Consider the following 24894-nt stretch of genomic DNA (forward strand, 5'->3'; position numbering starts at 1 on the left):
CGGAGCGATCGGGTTGCTGAACGGACCGGACGCTATGCCCGCTGGTTATCAGCGGACTTGGAGGCTGCTTGGCGAGGACGATACGCCCAGGGCGAGCAGGGGCGCCGGTGTCAGGGGTGCCGACTACCGTTGCGGGCATGGGTGTTGCGATCGAACCGACCCGAGCGGTACGTCCGTTCGAGGTCATCAGCGAGTACACGCCGAGTGGCGACCAGCCAGCGGCCATCGCCGAGCTCGCCGGGCGCATCAACGCCGGTGAGACCGACGTCGTGCTGCTCGGTGCGACCGGTACGGGCAAGTCGGCGACGACCGCGTGGCTCATCGAGCAGGTGCAGCGGCCGACGCTCGTGCTCGCGCACAACAAGACCCTCGCCGCCCAGTTGGCGAACGAGTTCCGCAGTCTGATGCCGAACAACGCGGTCGAGTACTTCGTGTCCTACTACGACTACTACCAGCCCGAGGCGTACGTCCCGCAGACGGACACCTTCATCGAGAAGGACTCCTCGGTCAACGCCGAGGTCGAGCGGCTCCGGCACTCGACGACCAACTCGCTGCTCAGCCGGCGCGACGTCGTCGTGGTGTCGACGGTGTCCTGCATCTACGGCCTCGGCACACCCGAGCAGTACATGAACGCCTCGGTGGCACTGCACGTCGGGCAGACGATCTCGCGCGACCAGCTCGTGCGCAAGTTCGTCTCGATGCAGTACCAGCGCAACGACGTCGACTTCGCCCGCGGCACCTTCCGCGTGCGCGGCGACACCATCGAGATCATCCCGATGTACGAAGAGCACGCCATCCGGATCGAGATGTTCGGCGACGAGGTCGAAGCGCTCTCGTCCCTGCACCCGTTGACCGGCAACGTGATCGACGACCTGCCCGCCGTGTCGATCTTCCCGGCGTCGCACTACGTCGCCGACACCGACGTCATGCACCGCGCGATCGTCGACATCAAGGCGGAGCTCGCCGAGCGCCTGGCCGAGCTCGAGGGACAGGGCAAGCTGCTCGAGGCTCAGCGGCTCCGCATGCGCACGACCTTCGACATCGAGATGATGGAGCAGATCGGCTTCTGCTCGGGCATCGAGAACTACTCGCGGCACATGGACGGCCGCGTCGCGGGCGAGGCACCGCACTGCCTCATCGACTACTTCCCCGACGACTTCCTCATCGTCATCGACGAGTCGCACGTCACGGTGCCGCAGATCGGCGCGATGTACGAAGGCGACGCCTCGCGCAAGCGCACCCTGGTCGACCACGGGTTCCGCCTGCCGAGCGCGCTCGACAACCGTCCGCTGCGGTTCGAGGAGTTCCTCGACCGCGTCGGGCAGAAGGTCTTCCTGTCGGCGACGCCCGGTCGGTACGAGCTCGGCATCACGGACAGCGTCGTCGAGCAGATCATCCGCCCGACCGGCCTGGTCGACCCCGAGATCGTGGTGAAGCCGAGCGACGGCCAGATCGACGACCTGCTCGAGGAGATCAAGCAGCGCGTCGACAAGGACGAGCGCGTGCTCGTCACGACGCTGACGAAGCGCATGGCGGAAGAGTTGACCGACTTCCTCGGCAACGCCGGTGTGCGGGTGCGGTACCTGCACTCCGACGTCGACACGCTCAAGCGCGTCGAGCTCCTGACCGAACTGCGACAGGGCGTCTACGACGTGCTCGTCGGCATCAACCTGCTGCGAGAAGGCCTCGACCTGCCCGAGGTGTCCCTGGTGGCCATCCTCGACGCCGACAAGGAAGGCTTCCTGCGGTCGTCCACGTCGCTCATCCAGACGATCGGTCGAGCAGCCCGCAACGTGTCGGGCCAGGTGCTCATGTACGCCGACAAGATGACCGACTCGATGAAGACCGCGATCGAGGAGACCGATCGTCGTCGCGAGAAGCAGGTCGCGTACAACCTGGAGCGCGGCATCGACCCACAGCCGCTCCGCAAGAAGATCGCCGACATCACCGAGGTGCTGCAGCGCGAGAACGACGACACCAAGGCGCTGTTGCAGGGCCGTCCCGGCGCCGATGGCCGCCGCTCGCCCACGCCGAACCTGAAGCGGGGCGGCATCGCGGGCGAGGGCGCGACCCAGCTCGAGGCGACGATCGGCGACCTGAACGACCAGATGCTGCAGGCCGCGGCCGAGCTGAAGTTCGAGCTCGCCGCGCGACTCCGTGACGAGGTGCAGGACCTGAAGAAGGCGCTGCGGCAGATGGAGTCGGCCGGGCATGTCAGCTGACGGTCGCCGCACGGTCGTCGTCACCGGGGCGAGCGCGGGCCTCGGGTACCACGCGGCCGAGCAGCTCGCCGCGTCGGGGCACCGGGTCGTGCTCGCGACTCGCGACCGCGGTCGGGCCGCAGCGGCGGAACAGAGCATTCGCCGGCACGTGAACGGAGCCTCGTTGGCGCACGTGCACCTCGACCTCGCCGACCTCGACTCCGTCCGTGCCGCCGCCGACGAGCTCGCGGCCCTCGAACCGGACGGCGTCGACGCGATCGTGAACAACGCCGGTGTCGTCGGGGCCTCGACCCCGAGCACCACTGCACAGGGCACCGAGCTGCAGATCGGCACGAACCACCTGGGACACTTCGCCTGGACGGCGCTGACGATGCCGCTGCTCGAACAGCGTGGCGGTCGCGTCGTGCACCTCGGGTCGATCGCACACCGGTGGGCCAGGCTCGACACGGGTGACCCGTTCCGCGTCGGCCACTACTCCAGCTACCGGCAGTACGGCCGCAGCAAGCTCGCAGTGATGCTGTTCGGCTTCGAACTCGCCCAGCGGTTGGCGGATGCGGGCTCGTCCGTCGCCAGCGTGGTCGCGCACCCCGGGCTGTCGCTCGACGCCCTCTCTCCGGAGCGCCCGGACGTCGCGCCGTCCCGCCCGGAACCCGCGTGGACCCGGCCGGCGCAGCGGCTGTACGCCCAGGGCAAGGACGCCGGTGCCGAGCCCCTCGTGCACGCTGCGGTCGCCGCGGACGTGCGCTCGGGGGAGTACTGGGGCCCGGCCGGGTGGATGCAGCTGCGCGGACCCGCAGCCGTGGTCCGTGCCGAGCCGCGCGCCCACGACCGGACCGCCGCCGCTCGGCTCTGGACGGCCAGCGAGCGTCGTTCCGGGGTCGCGTTCGCTCTCGACGCACTCGTCTGACCACCGACTCGCGGGCGGATGTCGGACCCCTTTCGTAGAATCGACGGCGATGACAATCACCTCTGACCGCGGCACCGCGACCTCGGGCCGGAACGCCTTCGGCGAGCCGACCGACCCCCACCTCCCCGGCGTGACCGTCCCGACCGGCTCCTCGACGCTCAGCGTCCGCGGGGCCCGGGTGCACAACCTCCGGAACGTCGACCTCGAGATCCCCCGTGACTCCCTCGTGGTGTTCACCGGCCTGTCCGGATCCGGCAAGTCGTCGCTGGCCTTCGACACGATCTTCGCCGAGGGGCAACGACGCTACGTCGAGTCCCTGTCCGCCTACGCGCGGCAGTTCCTCGGCCAGGTCGACCGGCCCGACGTCGACTTCATCGAAGGGCTGTCGCCCGCGGTGTCGATCGACCAGAAGTCGACGAACCGCAACCCGCGGTCGACGGTGGGCACGATCACCGAGGTCTACGACTACATGCGTCTGCTCTGGGCGCGCATCGGGGTGCCGCACTGCCCGACGTGTGGCGAGGTCATCAGCAAGCAGACCGTGCAGCAGATCGCCGACCAGCTCATGGAGTTCGAGTCCGGCACGCGCTTCCAGGTGCTCGCCCCGGTGATCTCCAAGAAGAAGGGCGAGTTCGTCGACCTCTTCCAGGAACTCGCGGCGTCCGGCTACGCCCGCGCGATCGTCGACGGTGAGCGCATCCAGCTCAGCGACCCGCCGAAGCTCAAGAAGCAGGTCAAGCACGACATCTCGGTGATCGTCGACCGTCTGGTGTCGAACGAGGACATCCTCGGTCGGCTCACCGACTCGCTCGAGACGGCACTGCGCCTGACCGGTGGCACCGTCGGCATCGACCTGGTCGACCACGACGGCCCCGGTGCGGTGCGCACCTACTCCGAGAACCTGTCGTGCCCGAACAACCACCCGCTCGCGCTGACCGAGATCGAGCCCCGCACGTTCTCGTTCAACGCGCCGTTCGGTGCCTGCCCGGAGTGCTCCGGGCTCGGCACGCGCATGTCGGTGGACCCGGACCTGGTGCTCGGCGACCCCGATGCCTCGCTGCGCGACGGCGTCCTGCTGCCCTGGACCGGCGCGAGCGGGCTGTACTCGTACTTCGAGAAGCTCCTCGCCGGCCTCGGCAAGGACCTCGGGTTCACGCTCGACACCCCGTGGAGCCAGCTCGACGCCTCGGTGCAGGCCGCGATCCTCACGGGCAAGGACTTCCAGGTGTCGGTGTCCTGGCGCAACCGGTTCGGCCGCGAGATGCGCTACACCAGCGGGTTCGAGGGCGTCATGCCCTACATCGAGCGCAAGTTCGCCGAGGCCGAGTCGGACTCGCAGCGCCAGCGCTTCCAGGGCTACCTGCGCGAGGTCCCGTGCCCGGTGTGCGAGGGCACACGCCTCAAGCCCGAGGTCCTGGCGGTCACGGTCGACGGCCGCAGCATCGCCGACGTCACCGACATGTCCCTCGACAACGCGTACGCGTTCATGGACACCCTGACGCTCACCGACCGCGAAGCGCACATCGCCGCGGCGGTCCTGCGCGAGATCCGGGCGCGCCTCGAGTTCCTGCTCGAGGTCGGCCTGAACTACCTGACCCTGGCGCGCGGCGCCGGCGGGCTCTCCGGTGGCGAAGCACAGCGCATCCGTCTCGCGACGCAGATCGGCTCCGGCCTGACCGGCGTGCTGTACGTGCTCGACGAGCCGAGCATCGGGCTGCACCAGCGCGACAACCGCCGCCTCATCGACACCCTGGTCAAGCTCAAGGACCTCGGCAACACGCTGATCGTCGTCGAGCACGACGAGGACACCATCCGCACGGCCGACTGGGTCGTCGACATCGGCCCCGGGGCCGGCGTCAACGGCGGCAACGTCGTGCACTCGGGCTCGTACGAGGGCATCATCGCGAACCGCGAGTCGGTGACGGGCGACTACCTCGCCGGTCGTCGTGCGATCGAGGTCCCCGCCGAGCGTCGCAAGGTCAACCTGAAGCGCACCATCAGCGTGCAGGGCGCACGGGCGAACAACCTCAAGACGATCGACGCCGACTTCCCGCTCGGGGTGTTCACCGCCGTCACCGGCGTGAGCGGGTCGGGCAAGTCCACCCTGGTCAACGACATCCTGTACAAGGTGCTCGCGAACCAGCTCAACGGTGCGCGGCACATCGCCGGCAAGCACACCCGCGTCAAGGGTCTCGACCAGCTGGACAAGGTCGTGCACGTCGACCAGGCCCCGATCGGCCGCACGCCGCGGTCGAACCCGGCGACCTACACGGGGGTGTTCGACCGGATCCGTCAGCTGTTCGCCGAGACACCCGAGGCGAAGACCCGTGGCTACCAGCCCGGTCGGTTCAGCTTCAACGTCAAGGGCGGCCGGTGCGAGAACTGCTCCGGCGACGGCACGATCAAGATCGAGATGAACTTCCTGCCCGACGTCTACGTCGCGTGCGAGGTCTGCGGCGGCGCGCGCTACAACCGCGAGACGCTCCAGGTCCACTACAAGGGCAAGAGCATCTCCGAGGTCCTGGACATGCCGATCAGCGAGGCGGCCGAGTTCTTCGAACCGATCTCCGCGATCCACCGGTACATGGCGACGCTCGTCGACGTGGGCCTCGGGTACGTCCGTCTCGGCCAGAGCGCGACCACGCTCTCCGGCGGCGAGGCGCAGCGCGTGAAGCTCGCCACCGAGCTGCAGCGCCGCTCGAACGGCCGGACCGTCTACGTGCTCGACGAGCCGACGACGGGTCTGCACTTCGAGGACGTCCGCAAGCTGCTCATCGTGCTGCAGAGCCTGGTCGACAAGGGCAACACCGTCATCACGATCGAGCACAACCTCGACGTGATCAAGTCGGCCGACTGGGTCATCGACATGGGCCCAGAGGGTGGCGCCGGCGGCGGTACGGTGCTCGCCACCGGCACCCCGGAGCACGTGGCCGACGTTCCGGAGAGCTTCACGGGCGTCTTCCTGCGCGAGATCTTCGACGCACAGGACGCCCGGGTCGGCAAGCAGCAGGCGGTGGAGGCCCGCACGGCGAGCCGACCGGGCAAGTCGACCAAGCAGAAGGCGGGTGCACGGTAGGTGGCGGACACCGTTCCGTGGCGTCCGAAGGCGGGGGAGATCCCGACCGACCCGGGCGTCTACCGCTGGCGTGACGAGGCCGGCCGGGTGCTCTACGTCGGCAAGGCGAAGAACCTCCGCGCCCGGCTGAGCAACTACTTCGCACCGCTGCCGACGCTGCACGAACGCACCCGGCGCATGGTGCTGACGGCCCGCAGCGTCGAGTGGACGACGGTCGGCTCCGAGATCGAGGCACTGCAGCTCGAGTACACCTGGATCAAGGAGTTCGACCCGCCGTTCAACGTCAAGTTCCGTGACGACAAGTCGTACCCGTACATGGCGATCACCATGGCGGACGAAGCCCCACGGGTGATGGTCACGCGGAACCGGAAGATCAAGGGTGCGAAGTACTTCGGGCCGTACCCGAAGATCTGGGCGGTGCACGACACCATCGACCTGATGATCAAGGTGTTCCCGATCCGCACCTGCTCGGACTCGTCGTACAAGCGCGCGATGCAGACGGGCAAGCCCTGCTTCCCCGGGCAGATCGGCAAGTGCGGCGGTCCCTGCTCGCAGCGCGTCACCATCGAGGAGCACCGTGCGCTCGTCGAGGAGTTCGTGCGGTTCATGAACAGCTACGACCGCCGGGTGATCACCGAGCTGCGCCAGCGCATGGGCGCCTCGGCCGACGCCATGCAGTACGAACAGGCGGCGAAGTTCCGCGACCAGGTCGAGGCGCTCGAGGCCGTGCTCGAGAAGTCCGCCGTGGTGCTCCGCGACTCGGTGGACCTCGACCTGTTCGGCATCGCCGAGGACGAACTCGCCGCCGCCGTCCAGCTGTTCTCGGTCCGTGGCGGGCGCATCCGCGGTGTCCGCGGGTGGGTCGTCGACAAGGAGCTCGACATCTCGACCGGTGACCTGGTCGAGCAGATCGTGCAGGGCGTCTACGCCGACAACGAGCTCACGCCGGCCGCCGTCGCCGAGGAACCCCCGCGCGAGGTCGTGGTGCCGACCCTGCCCGACGACGCCGACGCGTTGCAGCAGTGGCTCAGCGAACGACGGGGCGGCCGCGGCACGAAGCTCAGCACGGCGCAACGCGGTGACCGGGCAGGCCTGGCCCGCACGGCCGCGCAGAACGCCGCCCAGGCGCTGATGCTCTACAAGACGAAGCGGTCCGCCGACTACACGACGCGCTCCGCGGCCCTCGCCGACATCCAGGACGCCCTCGGCATGACCGAGGCCCCGCTCCGCATGGAGTGCTACGACATCTCGCACCTGCAGGGCACGAACGTCGTGGCGTCGATGGTGGTGTTCGAGGACGGCCTGCCCCGCAAGGACCAGTACCGCCGCTACACGATCGCCGAGACCACCGACGACACCGACAGCATGTACCAGGTGCTCACGCGGCGTCTGGCGCGCCTCGACGAGGACGCCGACCTGCCGGACGTCCCCGACGTGACGAGCGCCGAGGTGGTCGAGGGCTCCAAGCCCTCGAAGCGGTTCGCCTACCGTCCGCAACTGCTCATCGTCGACGGTGGACAACCCCAGGTGCAGGCCGCCAAGCGCGCGCTGGACGAAGCCGGGGTGCACGACATCGCGCTGGTCGGCATCGCGAAGCGTCTCGAGGAGCTCTGGCTGCCCGACGACGACTTCCCGGTGATCATGCCGCGCAACTCCGAGGCGCTCTTCCTCATCCAGCGCATCCGCGACGAGGCGCACCGGTTCGCGATCACGCACCAGCGCACCCGCCGCAAGCGCGACGTGCGGTCCCGGCTGTCGGAGATCCCCGGGCTCGGGCCGTCGCGGGTGAACGCGCTGCTCAAGCACTTCGGGTCCGTGGCACGGCTGCGCGAGGCCACGGCCGACGAGATCAGCGAGGTGAACGGCGTCGGTCCGGCGACGGCCGCGGCGGTCGTCACGAAGCTGCAGCAGACCCCGACGAGCGCGCCGGCCACCAGTGCGGCGAGCCCGACGAGCGCGCCGGACGACGGGACGGACCCGACGGACACCGCGGACCCCGCGGGCCCTGCGGACACTGCGCCGCTCCCAGGAGGCCCGGTGCGGGTCCCCGACGTGACCCACGACGGTCCGCAGCTGCCCACGTGACGCATCCCGTGCCTCCCGACACCTGTCGGGCGATACCCTGGTCCCGCAGCCGAGACCTCCCCGGGCGACGCGCCCGGGCCGCCACGACGGAGCCCACTCCCAGATGACCGACAGCGCCACAGCGACCGCGCACGCGTCGCAGCACGACATCCTCATCGTCACCGGCATGTCCGGGGCCGGGCGTTCGACGGTCGGCAAGGCCCTCGAAGACCTCGGCTGGTACGTCGTCGACAACCTGCCGACGCAGATGCTGGCACCGCTCACCGAACTGGCCGACCGCGCCGGCGAGAAGATCCCGAAGATCGCCACGGTCGTCGACGTCCGCGGCGGACGGTTCTTCACGGACCCGGAGCACGCGGTCGAACAGGTGCGGTCGACCACGTCCGCACGGGTCCGGGTGCTGTTCCTCGAAGCCGACGACGCCGTCCTGGTGCGGCGCTTCGAGCAGGTCCGACGACCCCACCCGCTCCAGGGCGAGGACACCCTGCTCGACGGCATCGCGCGCGAGCGGACCCGGTTGGCCGGGCTGCGCGAGGCATCCGACATGGTGATCGACACCTCGGACCTCAACATCCACCAGCTCGCGAACACCGTCACCGAGCAGTTCGCCGACGATCACTTCGTGGGTGTTCAGGTGACGCTCATGAGCTTCGGGTTCAAGTACGGACTGCCCGCCGACGCCGACATGGTGGCCGACGTCCGGTTCCTGCCGAACCCCTACTGGGTCCCGGAACTCCGGGCCCACACGGGCCTCGACCAGCCCGTCTCGGACTACGTCCTGGCCCAGGCCGGAGCCCGTCCGTTCGTCGATCGGTACGTCTCCGTACTCGAGCCGGTGCTCGAGGGGTACCAGCGCGAGAACAAAAGACACGCTACGATCGCCATCGGCTGTACCGGCGGGAAGCACCGCTCGGTCGCCATCGTCGCCGAGTTGGCGAACCTCCTCCGCGGGATGCCTGGCGTCGCCGTGCGTGTGAAGAACCGAGATCTCGGCCGGGAGTGACCGTCCCTCCGGCCGCTCCCCACGTACGTGCCGCCGGAATCGCGGGACCACCAGATGAACGTTAGGAATGATGCTGTGCCGTTGACTGCCGAGGTCAAGGACGAACTGGCCAGGGTCGCCGTGAACCGCAACACGGTCCGCGCCGCCGAACTCGCCACGATCCTCCGGTTCGCGGGTGGCCTGCACGTCATCTCGGGCCGCATCGCGGTCGAGGTGGAGCTCGACACCCGGATCATCGTGCACCGGGTCCGCAAGGACCTCGCCGAGCTGTACGGCGTCCGCAGCGAGGCATCGGTGGGCTCGTCCGCGTCGTCCCGTCGTGGCACCCGCTACCTGGTCCGCGTGCTCGAGGCGGGGGAGACCCTCGCACGCCAGACCGGTCTGATGGACGCCCGGCGCCGTCCCGTCCGCGGGCTGCCGAACCGGCTCACCACGGGCAACCGCGAGGACCTCGCCGCGATCTGGCGCGGTGCGTTCCTCGCCTCCGGCACCCTCACCGACCCGGGCCGGGCTGCAGCGCTCGAGGTCACGTGCCCCGGCAACGAGGCCGCCATGGCCCTCGTCGGTGCCGCGTCGCGTCTCGGCGTCGCCGCGAAGGGCCGCGAGGTCCGTGGCGTCCACCGCGTCGTCATCCGCGACGGCGAGGCCATCGGCCAGATGCTCACGGTGATGGGCGCCGCCCGCACCACCGCCGACTGGGAGGAGATGCGGCAGCGCCGCGAGGTCCGTGCGACCGCGAACCGCCTCGTCAACTTCGACGACGCCAACCTCCGCCGCTCGGCGCAGGCCGCCGTCGCCGCCTGCGCCCGCGTCGAGCGCGCGCTCGAGATCCTCGGCGACGAGGTCCCCGACCACCTGCAGTACGCCGGCGCGCTGCGCCTGCAGCACCGCGACGCGTCGCTCGACGAGCTCGGCCAGCACGCCGACCCGCCCATGACGAAGGACGCCATCGCGGGTCGCATCCGCCGACTCCTCGCCATGGCCGACAAGCGCGCGTCCGACCTCGGCATCCCCGGGACGGAAGCGAGCGTCCCCGAGGAGCTCGAGGGGGTCTGAGACGGGTCGTCCGACCTGCATGACGGGAGGCGCGGTGCCAGCTGGCACCGCGCCTCCCGTCCGTTCTGTGGTCGACTTCGCGGGCCGCACCGACGCCCGTCAGGACACCGTGCGGGACCGTCCGGACGGACCGTCATCCGGCACGGTCTGGCAGGGTCCGACTGCTAGGGTCGTTACGGCGACGTTACGGGGCGTATCGTCCACCACACGCGGGCCCGACAGGGCCAGCGCCCTCCGAAAGCAGCGCCCCTCGGGCGCTCCACACCCACCAGGAGATCCATTGACCGTCAAGATCGGTATCAACGGCTTCGGCCGTATCGGCCGCAACTTCTTCCGGGCCGCCCTCGCGAAGGGCTCCGACCTCGAGATCGTGGCGGTGAACGACCTCACCGACAACGCCGCGCTGGCGAACCTGCTGAAGTTCGACTCCATCACGGGTCGTCTCGGCGTCTCCGTCGAGCTCGACGGCGACAACATCGTCGTCGACGGCAAGGCCATCAAGGTCCTCGCGGAGCGCGACCCCGCCAACCTCCCCTGGGGCGAGCTGGGCGTCGACATCGTCATCGAGTCGACCGGCTTCTTCACCAAGGCCGCCGATGCGCAGAAGCACATCGACGCGGGTGCCAAGAAGGTCATCATCTCCGCCCCGGCCACCGGTGACGACGTCACCATCGTCCTCGGCGTGAACGAGGACCAGTACGACCCGGCGAACCACAACATCATCTCGAACGCGTCCTGCACCACGAACAGCCTCGCGCCGCTGGCCAAGGTGTTCAACGACAAGTTCGGCATCGAGCGTGGCCTCATGACCACGATCCACGCCTACACCGCCGACCAGAACCTGCAGGACGGACCGCACAAGGACCCCCGTCGTGCCCGTGCGGCCGCGCTGAACATCGTCCCGACCTCGACCGGTGCCGCCAAGGCCATCGGCCAGGTCATGCCGGAGCTCGCCGGCAAGCTCGACGGCTTCGCGCTCCGCGTCCCGGTCCCGACCGGCTCGATCACGGACCTCACCCTCGAGACCAAGTCCGAGGTCACCGTCGACGAGATCAACGCCGCGTACAAGGAAGCTGCAGAGGGCCCGCTCAAGGGCATCCTGCTCTACAGCGAGGACCCGCTGGTGTCGACCGACATCACGACGGACCCGCACTCCTCGATCTACGACTCCGGCCTGACCAAGGTCATCGGCGGTCTCGTGAAGATCACCTCGTGGTACGACAACGAGTGGGGCTACTCGAACCGTCTCGTCGACCTGACCGAGTACGTCGGCGAGCGTCTGTAACACATGGCCCTCCGCACCCTCGAGGACCTCGGCGACCTCGCCGGCAAGCGCGTCGTCGTCCGTTGTGACCTGAACGTCCCGCTCAAGGACGGCACGATCACGGACGACGGCCGCGTGCGGGCGTCCCTGACGACCCTCAACACCCTCATCACCGCCGGCGCGCGCGTCATCGTGATCTCCCACCTGGGCCGACCCGACGGGGAACCCAAGCCGGAGTTCTCGCTCGCGCCGGTCGGCCAGCGGCTCTCCGAGCTGCTCGGCAAAGAGGTCACGTTCGTCGGCGAGACCGTCGGCGACGAGGCGACCGCGGCCGCCGAGGCCCTCGAGGACGGTGACGTCCTGCTGCTCGAGAACCTCCGGTTCAACCCGGAGGAGACCTCGAAGGACGCTGCCGCGCGTTCCGCGTTCGCGGACCGCATCGCGGCACTCGGTGACGCCTTCGTCTCCGACGGCTTCGGTGTCGTGCACCGCAAGCAGGCCTCGGTCTACGAACTCGCGTCCGCGCTGCCCAGCGCAGCCGGTTCGCTCATCGAGACCGAACTGCGGGTGCTCGAGCGCCTGACCTCCTCGCCGGAACGGCCGTACACGGTCGTGCTCGGTGGCTCGAAGGTCAGCGACAAGCTCGGCGTCATCGACCACATCCTGCCCAAGGTCGACACGCTGTGCATCGGCGGCGGCATGCTCTTCACCTTCCTCGCGGCCCAGGGCCACGGGGTGGCGAAGTCGCTGCTCGAAGCCGACCAGCTCGACGTCGTCCGCGAGTACCTCTCGCGGGCGAAGGAGCTCGGCGTGACGATCGACCTGCCGACCGACGTCGTGGTGGCCTCCGGGTTCTCCGCCGACGCGGCACACGAGACGGTGGCGGCCGACGCGATCGAGTCGTCGTCGTTCGGCACCGACGGCATCGGCCTCGACATCGGTCCGGAGACGGCGGCGCGGTTCGCGTCGGCGGTGTCCGGTTCGAAGACGGTGTTCTGGAACGGCCCGATGGGCGTGTTCGAGTTCCCGGCCTTCGCCGCCGGCACGAAGACCGTCGCCAAGGCCCTGACCGAGGTCGACGGCCTCGGTGTGGTCGGCGGTGGCGACTCCGCCGCTGCGGTCCGTTCGCTCGGCTTCTCGGACGACCAGTTCGGGCACATCTCGACCGGTGGCGGTGCGAGCCTCGAGTTCCTCGAGGGCAAGTCGCTTCCCGGTCTCGAAGCACTGGGGTGGTCCGCATGACCCGCACGCCGTTGATCGCCGGCAACTGGAAGATGAATCTCGATCATCTCCAGGCCATCGCCACGGTCCAGAAGCTCGCGTGGACCCTGAAGGACGCCCGCCACGACTTCGACGACGTCGAGGTCGCGGTGTTCCCGCCCTTCACCGACCTGCGGAGCGTGCAGACGCTCATCTCGGCCGACAAGCTGCCGATCCACTTCGGTGCGCAGGACCTGTCGCAGTACGACTCCGGTGCCTACACCGGCGACGTCTCCGGCGCGTTCCTGTCGGCGCTCGACGCGCAGTACGTCATCGTCGGACACTCCGAGCGGCGCACGCTGCACGGTGAGACCGACGAGGTCGTCGCCGCCAAGACCGCCGCGGCCGTCAAGCACGGCCTCGTGCCGGTCGTCTGCGTCGGCGAGACCGGTGAGCAGCGCGAACAGCGCGGCGCCGGCGTCGTGCCGGTCGAGCAGCTCCGTGTCGTGCTCGACGCCGTGCAGCCGTCCGACATCGTCGTCGCCTACGAGCCCGTCTGGGCGATCGGTTCCGGCCAGGCAGCCACGGCCGAGCAGGCGCAGGACGAGTGCGCCGCGATCCGTCGCGGCATCGCTGCTGCCTGGGGCGACCAGGCCGCTGCCGACACGCGCGTCCTGTACGGCGGTTCGGTCAAGTCCGGCAACATCGCCGGGTTCCTCCGCGAGCCCGACATCGACGGCGCCCTCGTCGGCGGCGCATCCCTCGACGTGCAGGAGTTCGCGGCGATCGCCCGGTTCCGCCAGCACGTCGGGCTGTAGCCACACCTGCTGGCGTCGGGCTGTAGTCCGCACCACTCCCGTCCATGTACCGGCCGTGCCCCGCGCGGCCGGTACACTGGTACGGCTGACTGACACGAAAGGTACGTCGTGGCGATACTCTCCGTCGTGCTGCAGGTCCTGCTCGCAATCACGAGCCTCCTGCTCACGCTCCTCATCCTCCTGCACAAGGGCCGCGGTGGCGGCCTCTCCGACATGTTCGGTGGCGGCGTGACGAGCAACCTCGGGGCGTCCGGCGTCGCCGAGCGCAACCTCAACCGCATCACGGTGATCCTCGGTCTGGTCTGGATCGTCTCCATCATCGTGCTCGGTCTCATCAACAAGTTCACGGCGGGGGTCTGATCCATGGCTAGCGGAGGCAGTGCAATCCGGGGGTCCCGCGTCGGCGCAGGACCGATGGGCGAACAGGACCGTGGGGTCCAGGCCGAGCGTGTGGCGATCTCGTACTGGGACGCCCTCGGCAACGAGGTCGTGCGGTACTTCGCCGCGAACCTCCCGGACGAAGAGATCCCCGAGACGGTCGATTCGCCGTCGAGCGGGCTCCCCGCCGGGCGCGACAAGGAGAACCCTCCCGTGGTCTCCAAGACGGAGCCCTACAAGACGCACCTCGCGTACGTGAAGGAGCGTCGCACCGAGGAAGAGGCAGCGCAGCTCCTCGAGGACGCGCTCCAGCAGCTCCGCGAGCGTCGCGGGACCGCGGCCAAGAAGGCGTAGCGCCCACACACATTGACGAAGGCCCCCGCACCGCGATGGTGTGGGGGCCTTCGTGCGTCGCGGGGGTTCTTGGGCTCCACAGGGCGCGTGCGTCCCGCCGAGGTTCCACGACATGCCGCGTGCGTCCCGCCGAGGTTCCACGACATGCCGCGTGCGTCCCGCCGAGGTTCCACGGCCAGTCGGTGTGAGCGCCGAGGTTCCGAAATCTCGGAACCTGCGGGAGTCGGCGGTGAGGGCGGCCACCGCGGCACGACAGCTCGACGGGCCGGCGGTGCAGCAGCGTGTGGGCGTCGCCGAGGTTCCACGACATGCCGCGTGCGTCCCGCCGAGGTTCCACGGCCGGCCGGTGCGAGCGCCGAGATGCCGAGATTTCGGAACCTCGGGGGCAGGGGAGCGACGGCACGACGGACGGGAGGCCCGGTGCCAACTGGCACCGGGCCTCCCGTCAGGCAGGACGCGCGTCTAGTACGTCGACGCGATGAGGTTCTCGGGGACGTCGCGCGCGGCGTCCTGGTCCACGAAGAAGACGGTGCGCTTGCGCCCCTGGACGCCGCCCACGGGGACGTCCTCGACGGAGGCGCCCGCCAGGGCGAGCCCGAGGACCGATGCCTTCTCGGCACCGGACAGGATGACCCACACGCGCTGCGAAGCGTTGATCACCGGGTAGGTGACCGTCAGACGCTGCGGCGGCGGCTTGGGGGAGTCGTCGACCGACACGACGGTGCGGTCGGTGACCGTGAGCTGCGGGAACTCGGGGAAGAGCGACGCGGTGTGCCCGTCGGGGCCGACACCGAGCAGCGTGATGTCGAAGCGCGGAGCGACGGCACCCTCGTACGCGGCGTCCTGCAGCTCGCGCTCGTACTGCAGCGCGGCCGCTTCGATGTCGATGCCGGCGTCGGACGCGGGCATCGGGTGGATGTTCGACTCCGGGATTTCGACGTGGTCGAAGAAGTCGGTCTGCGTCCCCGTGGTGTTGCGGTCGGCGTCACCGGCCGGCACCCAGCGCTCGTCGACCCACCAGACGTGGACCTTCGACCAGTCGACGCTCTCGCGCGCCGGCGACTGGCCGATCGCGGCGAGGACGAGGGACGACACCGAGCCACCGCTGATCGCGATGTCGGCACGCTCCTGCTCGTCGAGCACGTCGATGATCTTGGTGATGAAGCGTGCGGCGACCGAAGCGCCGAGGGCCTGCTTGTCCGGGTGCACGAGCACCCGCCGTTCGTTGGTCACGTGACTCCCGTGTTCGTGGCGGCCGACCGGTCGTACGACCGCCTTCGGTCCGGTCGGGCCGCCTGCACCAGACAGGCGGCCCGACCGTTGTGGGGTGCTCAGCGGGCGATGGTCTCGCGCAGCTGGGGAACCCCGTGCTTGACGACGTCTCCGAAGAGGACGTCCGGGTCGAGTCTACGGAGTTCCTCGGCCAGGCAGTCACGCAGGTTGCGGCGTGGCAGCGACAGGTCGTGCGTGGGCTGACCGGGCATCGAGAGCGTCGCGACGTCCACCAGGGAACGCTCGAGGTCGATGGTGCCCGACTCGCGCACGAGCTTGACGCCGTGGATGCCGCTCGAGCCGGTCGCACGCGGCGACGTGGTGACCGTCACCGGCACCTCGAGCTGGAGCTGCAGCCACGCGGCGAGCAGGATCGTCGACGGGCTGTCCGACGCACCCGTCACCTCGACGCCGGTGATCGGCTCGTACGGCGGCTGGTCGAGCGCCGCGGCGAGCTGGTTCCGCCACAGGGTCAGTCGGGTCCACGCGAAGTCGGTGTCGCCCGGCACGTACGAGGCACCGAGCGCCTCGATCGCGCCGTTCGGGTCCTTCTGCGCGGCGGCGTCGGTGATCCGGCGCTGGGCGATGCGGCCCAGTGCCGAGGCCGACGGCTGCGACGGCGCGGTCTGCGGCCACCAGGCCACGACCGGGGCGTCCGGCAGGAGCAGGCCCGTGACCAGGCTCTCCTCGTCGGTCGCGGTCTCGCCGTAGGCGCGGAGGACGATGACCTCACTGGCGCCCGCGTCGCTGCCCACGCGGATCTGTGCGTCGAGACGGCCGGGCGACTTCGTGTCGCCGTCGTTCTTCGACACGATGATCACGCGCATCGGGTGCTCGCGGGACGCCTCGTTCGCCGCCTCGATCGCTTCTTCCTCGTGGCCGAGGGCCGTCGAGATGATCAGCGTCAGGACACGACCGAGGGCGACGGCGCCGCCCTCTTCGCGGATGTGGACGAGCTTCTTCTGGATCTTCGAGACCGTGGTGTTCGGCAGGTCGATCTTCATGGACGCCTCCAGGTCCGGCCGTCGCGGGCGAGCAGGGCATCGGCGGACGCCGGACCCCACGTGCCGGGACGGTACTGCTCGGGCTGGCCCTGCGTGGCCCAGAACTCCTCGATCGGGTCGAGGATCTTCCAGGACAGCTCGACCTCCTGGTGCCGCGGGAACAGCGGCGGATCACCGAGGAGCACGTCGAGGATGAGTCGCTCGTACGCCTCGGGGGACGCCTCGGTGAAGGCGTGGCCGTACCCGAAGTCCATCGTCACGTCGCGCACCTGGGTGCCGACGCCGGGGACCTTCGAGCCGAACCGGAGCGTGACGCCCTCGTCCGGCTGGACGCGGATCACGAGCGCGTTCTGCCCGAGGGGGGACTGCGAGTTGCCGTAGACGTCCTCGGGGACGCGCTTGAAGACGATCGCTATCTCGGTCACACGGCGCCCGAGCCGCTTGCCGGCGCGCAGGTAGAACGGGACGCCCTGCCAGCGACGGGTCGCGATGTCGAGCTTGATCGCGGCGTACGTCTCGGTGCCGGACTCCGGGTTCATCCCGGCCTCGTCGAGGAATCCGAGCACCTTCTCGCCGCCCTGCCAGCCGCCGGCGTACTGTCCACGCGCCGTGGCGGTCGACAGGTCCTCGGGCAGCCGCACGGCGGACAGCACCTTCTCCTTCTCGGCGCGCAGGTCGGCAGCCTTGAACGAGACGGGCTCCTCCATCGCGGTGAGCGCGAGGAGCTGCAGCAGGTGGTTCTGGATGACGTCGCGCGCCGCGCCGATGCCGTCGTAGTACGCGGCACGTCCGGCGACGCCGATGTCCTCGGCCATCGTGATCTGCACGTGGTCGACGTAGTTCGAGTTCCAGATGGGTTCGTACATCTGGTTCGCGAACCGGAGCGTCAGCAGGTTCTGGACGGTCTCCTTGCCGAGGTAGTGGTCGATGCGGAACACGTCGTCGGGCGCGAAGACGCTCTCGACGATCGCGTTCAGCTCGCGCGCGGTGCGGAGGTCGGAGCCGAACGGCTTCTCGACGACCACGCGGCTCCACGAGCCCTCGCGCTTCGCGGTGAGGCCGGACAGCTTCAGCTGCTCGGTCACCACCGGGAACATCTTCGGCGGGATGGACAAGTAGAACGCGTGGTTGCCCAGCGTCCCGCGCTCGGCGTCCAGGTCGTCGACGGTCTGCTTGAGCTGCAGGAACGCCTCGGGGTCGTCGAACGAGCCCTGGACGAAGCGGATGCCCTGTTCGAGCTGACGCCAGACGTCCTCGTCGAACGGGGTGCGGGAGTGCTCCTTGACGGCGTCGTGCACGAGCTGGGAGAAGTCTTGGTCCTCCCAGTCGCGACGGGCGAAGCCGACGAGCGCGAACCCCGGGGGCAGGAGCCCCCGGTTGGCCAGGTCGTAGACCGCCGGCATCAGCTTCTTGCGTGACAGGTCGCCCGTCACGCCGAAGATGATGAGCGTGCTCGGTCCCGCGATCCGGTTCAGTCGACGATCCGTCGGCAGCCGGAGCGGGTTGTGCTCCGGGGTGATTGCCACCGGTGACATGAGTCGGTGAACTCCTTACGAGTCAGTGGGAGACGGCGGAGGCGATGGCCGCGGTGGCGGCGCGCACGTCCGACGTCGTGAGGGTGAGGACCGGGCGGCCGTGCTGCGCGAGGACACTCGCGTCACCCGCTGCCTGGGCCTGGAGGAGCTGGCCGAACGTGAACGGCCGACCCGGGATCGCCAGGTCGTCCGGTTCGTCCGCCACGATCTGCAGGAACACTCCCGTGGCGGGTCCGCCCTTGTGGTACTGCCCGGTCGAGTGCAGGAACCGCGGGCCGTACCCGAAGGTGACCGGCCGACGCGTGCGCGCCGCCAGGGCGTCGCGGAGCGTCTCGAGGTCACGGTTCGTGGTGCGGTCGACGTACGCCTGCACCGCCACGTAGCCGGTGGCGTCCAGTTCGGACAGGAGGCCCGTCACGGCTTCTGCGAGCGTCGTCCCGACCGGCAGTCCGGGCGTCGCGGAGACGGCGATGCCGTCCTCGGTGAACGCGGGTTCCGCAGGCGCGGGACGGTCGTCGAGCAGCGCACGGGTCGCGACCTTGGCGGCCTCGACGTCGGGCTGGTCGAACGGGTCGATGCCGAGCAACCGCCCGGCGACCGCGACGGCGTACTCCCAGACGAGGATCTGACCACCGAGCGTCCCGGTGATCTCGACCTCGCCCTCGGCGACGTGGCGCTCGTCCTCTCGCGAACCGACCAGGCGGACGACCTGGACGTCCGGCAGGGCTGCGGAGACCTCGGGGGAGTCGGCGTGCAGCACGACGGGGAGCAGACCACGTCCGCTCTTGCCGGTCGACTCCGCGATCAGCTGCTCCACCCAGTCGCCGAACCCGACGATGTGGGTGCCGTCCGGCACGATGGCGATCTTGTCGCGCAGCGGGTCGGTACCGGCGAGGACCGCACCGAGCACGAGCCCGGGGTTCTCGTCGAGGTCGACCGACAGCAGCGCGGAGATGGCGTCGGCCTCGTCCAGCAGCTCGGCGATGTCCGCTCCGGCGAGACCGGAGGGCACCAGCCCGAACGCGGTGAGCGCGGAGTAGCGGCCGCCGACGGTCGGGTCGGCGGTGAAGACCCGGTAGCCGGCGTCGATCGCGGCGGCCTCGAGCGCGGAGCCCGGGTCGGTGACGACGACGATGCGGCCGCTGGGGTCGATGCCCGCGTCGCGGAACGCCTGCTCGTAGACGCGGCGCTGGGAGTCGGTCTCGAGCGTGGAGCCGGACTTCGACGAGACGACGAGCACGGTGCGCTCGAGGTCCGTCGTGACGGCGGCGCGGACCTGCGCGGGATCGGTCGAGTCGAGCACCGTCAGCGGGACGCCGGCGGTGCGCGTGATGACCTCCGGCGCGAGCGACGAGCCGCCCATGCCGGCGAGGACGACGTGGTCGACCCCTTCGGCACGGAGCGACTCGCGCAGCGCGGTGATCTGGGCGACGAGCGGGCGGGAGACCGAGACGGCCTCCACCCAGCCGAGGCGCTTGGACGCCTCGGCCTCGGCGTCCGGTCCCCACAGCTCGGGGTCCTGGGCGGTGATGCCCGAGGCCACCAGGTCAGCGACGAGCCGCGGGACCACCGAGTCGATGGCCCGCGCGGCATCGCCGCTGGCAGCGATGGAAACCGTCACTACTTGGCGCCCTCGAGCGCGGTCTTCACGGTGTCGACGAGCTCGCCCCACGAGACGTTGAACTTGTCCACGCCCTCCTTCTCGAGCAGCGCCACGACGTCGTCGTAGTCGATGCCCTGCGCGGCGAGCTGGTCGAGGACCTGCTGCGCGGCGTCGAAGGTGCCGGCGATGGCGTCGCCGTGGATCTCACCGTGGTCGAACGTGGCGTCGAGCGTCTTGCCCGGCATCGTGTTCACGGTGTTCGGGGCGGCGAGCTCGGTCACGTAGAGCGTGTCGGGCAGCGACGGGTCCTTGACGCCGGTCGAGGCCCAGAGCGGACGCTGCGTGTTCGCACCGGCCTCGAGCAGGCCGAGGGCGCGCTCGGAGGCGAACGCCTCGGTCCAGACCTGGTAGGCGAGCTGCGCGTTGGCGATGCCGGCCTTCGACTTCAGGGCCTTGGCCTCGTCGGTGCCGACGGCGTCCAGGCGCTTGTCGATCTCGGAGTCGACGCGCGACACGAAGAACGAGGCGACCGAGTGGATCTTCGACAGGTCGTGACCGGCGGCCTTGGCCTTCTCGAGCCCACCGAGGTAGGCGTCGATGACGGCGCGGTAGCGCTCGAGCGAGAAGATCAGGGTGACGTTGACGGAGATGCCGGCGCCGATGACCTCGGTGATGGCCTCGAGACCCTCGACCGTTGCGGGGATCTTGATGAGGACGTTCTCGCGGCCGACCTTCTCGAACAGGAACTTGGCCTGCTCGATGGTCTTGGCGGTCTCGTGGGCGAGGCCCGGCTCGACCTCGATCGAGACGCGGCCGTCGAAGCCCTTGGTCTCGTCGTAGATCGGCTTGAACACGTCGGACGCGTTGGCGACGTCCTGCGTGGTGATCTCGAAGATCGCCTCGGTCACGTCGGTGCCGGCGGCGGCCAGCTCCTTGACCTGCGCGTCGTAGCGCTCGCCCTTGGCGAGGGCCGACGCGAAGATCGTCGGGTTGGTGGTCACGCCGACGACGTTCTTCTGCGCGATGAGGTCGGTGAGCTTGCCGGTCTCGAGGAGCTCGCGGGACAGGTCGTCGAGCCAGATGCTCACGCCGACCGCGGAGAGGGCGGCAGTGGGGGTGTTCTCAGCCATGTGTTTCTCTTCTTTCCTTCATCGGCCTGATGGCCGGGGTCTGGGGGACCGGGGGGCGCGTGGCGGAGCCGAACCGCGCCTCCCGGCAGAAGGGCCGGGTCCGGCGAACCGGACCCGGCCCCTGCGGGTCAGGAAGCCGCGATGGATTCCTTCGCGGCGGCCACGACGTGTTCCGTCGTGAAGCCGAACTCCTTGAAGAGCGTCTGGTAGTCGGCCGAGGCACCGAAGTGCTCGATCGAGACGCTGCGGCCCTTGTCGCCGACGATGTCGCGCCAGCTCATGGCGATGCCGGCCTCGACCGACACGCGAGCGGTGACGTCCTTCGGGAGCACCTGGTCCTGGTAGTTCTCGGACTGGGCGCGGAACCACTCGATGGACGGTGCGCTCACGACGCGGGCGTTGATGCCCTCGCCCTTGAGCTGCTCACGGGCCTCGACGGCGATCTGGACCTCGGAACCGGTCGCGATGAGGATCACGTCCGGGGTGCCGTTCGGCGCCTCGGCCAGGATGTACGCACCCTTGGCGACGTTCTTCGCCGAGGCGAAGACCTCACCGGAGGCGTCGCCCTCGCCACGCTCGAACACCGGCAGGTTCTGACGGCTCAGCGCGATGCCGGCCGGGCGGTCGGTGTGCTTGAGCATCTCGAGCCAGGCGTACGCGACCTCGTTGGCGTCGGCGGGGCGGACCACGTCGAGACCCGGGATCGCACGGAGCGACGAGACCTGCTCGATCGGCTGGTGCGTCGGGCCGTCCTCGCCGAGGGCGACGGAGTCGTGGGTCCAGACGTAGATCGCCGGGGCGCCCATGAGCGCGGCGAGACGGACTGCCGGACGCATGTAGTCGCTGAAGATCAGGAACGTGCCGCCGAAGGGGCGGGTGTTCCCGTGCAGGACGATGCCGTTGAGGATCGAGCCCATGGCGTGCTCGCGGATGCCGAAGTGCAGCACGCGGCCGTACGGGTCGGTGCTCCACGTCGACGTCGAGGCCTCGGCCGGACCGAAGGACTTGGCGCCCTCGATCGTGGTGAGGTTCGACTCGGCGAGGTCGGCCGAGCCACCCCAGAACTCGGGCATCAGCGGCGCGATGGCGTTGATGACCTTGCCGGAGGCGGCACGGGTCGAGACGGCCTTGTCGGTCGGGAAGACCGGCAGTGCTGCCTCGAGGTCCGCGGGGAGCTCCTTGGCGTTGACGCGGTCGAACAGCGCCTTCTTGTCGGCGTTGGCAGCAGCCCACGCGTCGAAGGTCTTCTGCCACTCGGCGTGCTGCGCCTGGCCCTTGGCGACGGCGCCGCGGGTGTACTCGAGGACCTCGGGGGCGACCTCGAAGGTCTTCGCGGTGTCGAAGCCGAGGACCTCCTTGAGGCCCTTGATCTCGTCGGCGCCGAGCGCCGAACCGTGGATCTTGCCGGAGTTCTGCTTGGTCGGCGACGGCCAGCCGATGATCGTCTTGAGGACGATGAGCGACGGCTTGTCGGTGACCTGCTGGGCGGCCTCGATCGCGGCGTGGAGCTCCACGGCGTCCTCGGAGTACTCGCCGGTCTTCTTCCAGTCGACGATCTGGACGTGCCACCCGAGCGCCTCGTAGCGCTCGGGGACGCTCTCCGAGAACGCGATGTCGGTGTTGTCCTCGATCGAGATCTGGTTCGAGTCGTAGAACGCGATCAGGTTGCCGAGCTGCTGACGGCCGGCGAGCGAGCCCGCCTCGTTCGTCACGCCCTCCTGCATGTCACCGTCACCGGCGATCACGTAGGTGAAGTGGTCGAACGGCGACTGGCCGGCCGGGGTCTCCGGGTCGAACAGGCCGCGCTCGAAGCGCTGGGCGTAGGCGAAGCCGACCGAGGACGCGAGGCCCTGGCCGAGCGGGCCGGTGGTGATCTCGACACCGTCGGTGTGGCCGTACTCCGGGTGACCCGGGGTCTTCGAGCCCCACTTGCGCAGGTGCTGCAGGTCGTCGAGCTCGAGGCCGTAGCCGTGCAGGTAGAACTGCACGTACTGCAGGATCGAGGCGTGACCGGCGGAGAGGATGAAGCGGTCGCGGCCGATCCAGGTGGAGTCGCTCGGGTCGCGACGCATCACCTTCTGGAAGAGCAGGTGTGCGAGCGGCGCGAGGCTCATCGCGGTGCCGGGGTGACCGTTGCCGGCGGCCTCGACCGAGTCGGCGGCGAGAACGCGGGCCGTGTCGACGGCCTTCCGGTCGATGGCGTCCCAGGTGAATTCAGCCACTTGGATGTTGACCCTTCTTGATGCGACATGTGCGAGGGCTCGTGCCATCGCACGGACATGTGGCCATCCCGGGGCCGAGTCGTGTCGCCGTCTAGCGGCGGCCGACCGGCTCATCGCGGCCGACGTCATCGGGGCGCGCACTGCGGGAGGGCAGGTCCAGCATAGTGACCAGCCACTCAGAAGGGGTTCAGGTGACGCCCGATGTTCACGAGTCGGGTCACCCGGGCCCTCGTCCGCCGGGCGTGTCGTGCTCCGCGGCTCGTCGTTCTGCACGGGATGTCTGCACGGGATGGGGGAGCGGGGCATCATCGCGGCGCTTCCATCACGTAAACTGTCGACGACCCGTGGACATTCCGGGTCAGCGCATGCCCGGACGCCGCCGCAGTCGTCCACCGAGTGTGCGAGCTGATGCGAACAGACTGAGGTTCCCTTGCCGACTGCCACCGTGACCAGGCCCGACACCGATCGACCCCGATCGACGCTGTCCCGCAAGGTCCGTGCGTACGTCTCGTTGACCAAGCCGCGGGTCATGGAGCTGCTGCTCGTGACCACCGCGCCGACCATGTTCCTGGCCGAGCGTGGCGTGCCGGACCTCTGGCTCGTGTTCTGGACGATGCTGGGCGGGGCGATGTCCGCCGGCTCGGCGTCGGCCTTCAACTGCTACATCGACCGTGACATCGACCGCCTGATGAAGCGGACGAGCACCCGCCCGCTGGTGACCGGTGAGCTCTCGGACCGCGAAGCCCTCGTGTTCTCGTGGATCCTCGGCGTCCTGTCGACGGCGGTGCTCGGGTTCCTGGTGAACTGGCTCGCCGCGGCCCTGAGCGTCATCGCGATCCTCATCTACGTGTTCGTCTACACGCTGTGGCTCAAGCGCCGCACCCCGCAGAACATCGTGTGGGGCGGCTCGGCCGGCTGCATGCCCGTGCTCATCGGCTGGGCGGGCGTCACCGGTTCCCTCACCTGGGCCCCGGTCATCCTCTTCATGGTGATCTTCCTCTGGACGCCGCCGCACTACTGGCCGCTGTCGATGAAGTACCGCGACGACTACGACGCCGCCGACGTCCCGATGCTCGCTGTGGTCCGTGGCCGCACCGTCGTCGGCCTGCAGGTCGTGCTGTACGCCTGGGCGACGCTCGTCTGCTCGCTCCTGCTCATCCCCGTTGCGCACATGGGCCCGCTGTACACCGTGGTCGCACTGGCCGGTGGCATCTGGTTCGTCGTCGAGTCGCACCGGCTGTACTCCCGGGCGATCCAGCACGTCGAGCACGTGCAGCCGATGCGTGTGTTCCACAGCTCGATCACGTACCTGACGCTGCTCTTCATCGCCGTGGGCATCGACCCGCTGCTGCCGCAGGTCTTCACCTTCTAGGCACTGCGGGCCGCCACTGGGCGACGTCGTACGACGATCTCGATGTCGTACGACGTCGCCTTCGTCGTCGGTGCGCGTGCGCATCGGTTGCGGGCGCGGGGTTGCGACGTCCTCGACGTCGTACGACGTCGAGGACGTCGTTCCGGGTCAGCGCGCGACCGGGCGCGGCCGTGGGTGTGCGCACGGGGCGGACGGGAGGCCCGTGGCGGCGCCGCCACGGGCCTCCCGGCCGACGGGTGCCTGCTCGGGCGCGGGGCGCACGCGTCCAGCGACGATCCACCGGTCGATCGTCGCGTGGACTGACGGATCATGCGCACGTACCCGATGCGTGTGCGACGAACGACACCCCACGAGTCGATCGACTCGTGGGGTGTCGCAGAACGGGTGTCGGAG

18 protein-coding genes are annotated in these 24894 nt (G+C 69.5%); 12 read left to right on the top strand and 6 right to left on the bottom strand.

What is annotated here, in order from left to right:
- Positions 1-149 precede the first annotated feature (149 nt).
- From uvrB to EDF42_RS05975, 11 genes are all read left to right on the top strand, one after another.
- Positions 150-2222, top strand: a complete 2073-nt coding sequence (gene uvrB / locus EDF42_RS05925; protein ID WP_123671869.1) for an excinuclease ABC subunit UvrB — start codon at positions 150-152, stop codon at positions 2220-2222.
- A complete protein-coding gene (locus tag EDF42_RS05930) occupies positions 2212-3129 on the top strand; it encodes an SDR family NAD(P)-dependent oxidoreductase (protein WP_123671731.1) in 918 nt (305 codons plus the stop codon). The genes uvrB and EDF42_RS05930 overlap by 11 nt, the downstream gene beginning before the upstream one ends.
- Positions 3130-3178: 49 nt before the next feature.
- Positions 3179-6205: an excinuclease ABC subunit UvrA gene (gene uvrA / locus EDF42_RS05935; protein ID WP_228505224.1), complete on the top strand. Its 3027-nt coding sequence runs from the start codon at positions 3179-3181 to the stop codon at positions 6203-6205.
- Positions 6206-8290 carry an excinuclease ABC subunit UvrC gene (uvrC, locus tag EDF42_RS05940; RefSeq protein WP_123671732.1) on the top strand — a complete coding sequence of 695 codons (2085 nt, stop codon included), beginning with the start codon at positions 6206-6208 and terminating at the stop codon, positions 8288-8290.
- Between the two features lie 103 nt (positions 8291-8393).
- On the top strand, positions 8394-9293 hold the full coding sequence (gene rapZ, locus EDF42_RS05945) for an RNase adapter RapZ (RefSeq protein WP_123671733.1): 900 nt from the start codon (positions 8394-8396) through the stop codon (positions 9291-9293).
- A 75-nt stretch (positions 9294-9368) separates the two neighbouring features.
- Positions 9369-10349: a DNA-binding protein WhiA gene (gene whiA / locus EDF42_RS05950; RefSeq protein WP_111083957.1), complete on the top strand. Its 981-nt coding sequence runs from the start codon at positions 9369-9371 to the stop codon at positions 10347-10349.
- Positions 10350-10629: 280 nt separating this feature from the next.
- Positions 10630-11634 (top strand): type I glyceraldehyde-3-phosphate dehydrogenase, encoded by a 1005-nt coding sequence (gene gap, locus EDF42_RS05955; protein WP_111083958.1) that lies wholly within the window; start codon positions 10630-10632, stop codon positions 11632-11634.
- Positions 11635-11637: 3 nt separating this feature from the next.
- The gene (locus EDF42_RS05960) at positions 11638-12855 is read left to right on the top strand and encodes a phosphoglycerate kinase (protein WP_123294371.1); all 1218 of its coding nucleotides are present in this window, start codon (positions 11638-11640) and stop codon (positions 12853-12855) included.
- Complete coding sequence (gene tpiA, locus EDF42_RS05965; RefSeq protein ID WP_111084168.1) at positions 12852-13631, top strand: triose-phosphate isomerase; 780 nt, start codon at positions 12852-12854, stop codon at positions 13629-13631. Before EDF42_RS05960 ends, tpiA begins: the two co-directional genes overlap by 4 nt.
- 108 nt (positions 13632-13739) lie before the next feature.
- The gene (secG, locus tag EDF42_RS05970; protein WP_017887256.1) at positions 13740-13991 is read left to right on the top strand and encodes a preprotein translocase subunit SecG; all 252 of its coding nucleotides are present in this window, start codon (positions 13740-13742) and stop codon (positions 13989-13991) included.
- A 3-nt stretch (positions 13992-13994) separates the two neighbouring features.
- The gene (locus tag EDF42_RS05975; protein WP_027465686.1) at positions 13995-14363 is read left to right on the top strand and encodes an RNA polymerase-binding protein RbpA; all 369 of its coding nucleotides are present in this window, start codon (positions 13995-13997) and stop codon (positions 14361-14363) included.
- A gap of 462 nt (positions 14364-14825) precedes the next feature.
- Here EDF42_RS05975 and pgl read toward each other — a convergent pair whose 3' ends face one another.
- The 6 genes from pgl to tkt form a co-directional block, all read right to left on the bottom strand.
- Positions 14826-15596 (bottom strand): 6-phosphogluconolactonase, encoded by a 771-nt coding sequence (gene pgl, locus EDF42_RS05980; RefSeq protein WP_123671734.1) that lies wholly within the window; start codon positions 15594-15596, stop codon positions 14826-14828.
- A gap of 98 nt (positions 15597-15694) precedes the next feature.
- Positions 15695-16639, bottom strand: coding sequence for a glucose-6-phosphate dehydrogenase assembly protein OpcA (locus EDF42_RS05985; protein WP_111083961.1), 945 nt, complete (start codon positions 16637-16639; stop codon positions 15695-15697).
- Positions 16636-18174 carry a glucose-6-phosphate dehydrogenase gene (gene zwf / locus EDF42_RS05990; RefSeq protein WP_111083962.1) on the bottom strand — a complete coding sequence of 513 codons (1539 nt, stop codon included), beginning with the start codon at positions 18172-18174 and terminating at the stop codon, positions 16636-16638. Before zwf ends, EDF42_RS05985 begins: the two co-directional genes overlap by 4 nt.
- A gap of 22 nt (positions 18175-18196) precedes the next feature.
- Positions 18197-19795 (bottom strand): glucose-6-phosphate isomerase, encoded by a 1599-nt coding sequence (locus tag EDF42_RS05995; protein ID WP_123671735.1) that lies wholly within the window; start codon positions 19793-19795, stop codon positions 18197-18199.
- Positions 19795-20907 (bottom strand): transaldolase, encoded by a 1113-nt coding sequence (gene tal / locus EDF42_RS06000; RefSeq protein ID WP_123294374.1) that lies wholly within the window; start codon positions 20905-20907, stop codon positions 19795-19797. The genes EDF42_RS05995 and tal overlap by 1 nt, the downstream gene beginning before the upstream one ends.
- Positions 20908-21035: 128 nt before the next feature.
- The gene (gene tkt, locus EDF42_RS06005) at positions 21036-23129 is read right to left on the bottom strand and encodes a transketolase (RefSeq protein ID WP_123671736.1); all 2094 of its coding nucleotides are present in this window, start codon (positions 23127-23129) and stop codon (positions 21036-21038) included.
- A gap of 445 nt (positions 23130-23574) precedes the next feature.
- On the opposite strand from tkt, the gene EDF42_RS06010 reads away from it, so the two are divergent.
- Positions 23575-24501, top strand: a complete 927-nt coding sequence (locus tag EDF42_RS06010; protein ID WP_111083966.1) for a heme o synthase — start codon at positions 23575-23577, stop codon at positions 24499-24501.
- The last annotated feature ends 393 nt before the right edge of the window (positions 24502-24894 follow it).

The sequence above is a fragment of the Curtobacterium sp. PhB172 genome (genome assembly GCF_003752545.1).
Lineage (GTDB): Bacteria > Actinomycetota > Actinomycetes > Actinomycetales > Microbacteriaceae > Curtobacterium.

Bases quoted from the DNA above. Each gene is read 5' to 3' on its own strand.
- EDF42_RS05930 (WP_123671731.1), top strand. From the start codon at position 2,212: ATGTCAGCTGACGGTCGCCGCACGGTCGTCGTCACCGGGGCGAGCGCG.
- uvrA (WP_228505224.1), top strand. From the start codon at position 3,179: ATGACAATCACCTCTGACCGCGGCACCGCGACCTCGGGCCGGAACGCC.
- rapZ (WP_123671733.1), top strand. From the start codon at position 8,394: ATGACCGACAGCGCCACAGCGACCGCGCACGCGTCGCAGCACGACATC.
- EDF42_RS05960 (WP_123294371.1), top strand. From the start codon at position 11,638: ATGGCCCTCCGCACCCTCGAGGACCTCGGCGACCTCGCCGGCAAGCGC.
- tpiA (WP_111084168.1), top strand. From the start codon at position 12,852: ATGACCCGCACGCCGTTGATCGCCGGCAACTGGAAGATGAATCTCGAT.
- EDF42_RS05975 (WP_027465686.1), top strand. From the start codon at position 13,995: ATGGCTAGCGGAGGCAGTGCAATCCGGGGGTCCCGCGTCGGCGCAGGA.
- EDF42_RS05985 (WP_111083961.1), bottom strand. From the start codon at position 16,639: ATGAAGATCGACCTGCCGAACACCACGGTCTCGAAGATCCAGAAGAAG.
- zwf (WP_111083962.1), bottom strand. From the start codon at position 18,174: ATGTCACCGGTGGCAATCACCCCGGAGCACAACCCGCTCCGGCTGCCG.
- tal (WP_123294374.1), bottom strand. From the start codon at position 20,907: ATGGCTGAGAACACCCCCACTGCCGCCCTCTCCGCGGTCGGCGTGAGC.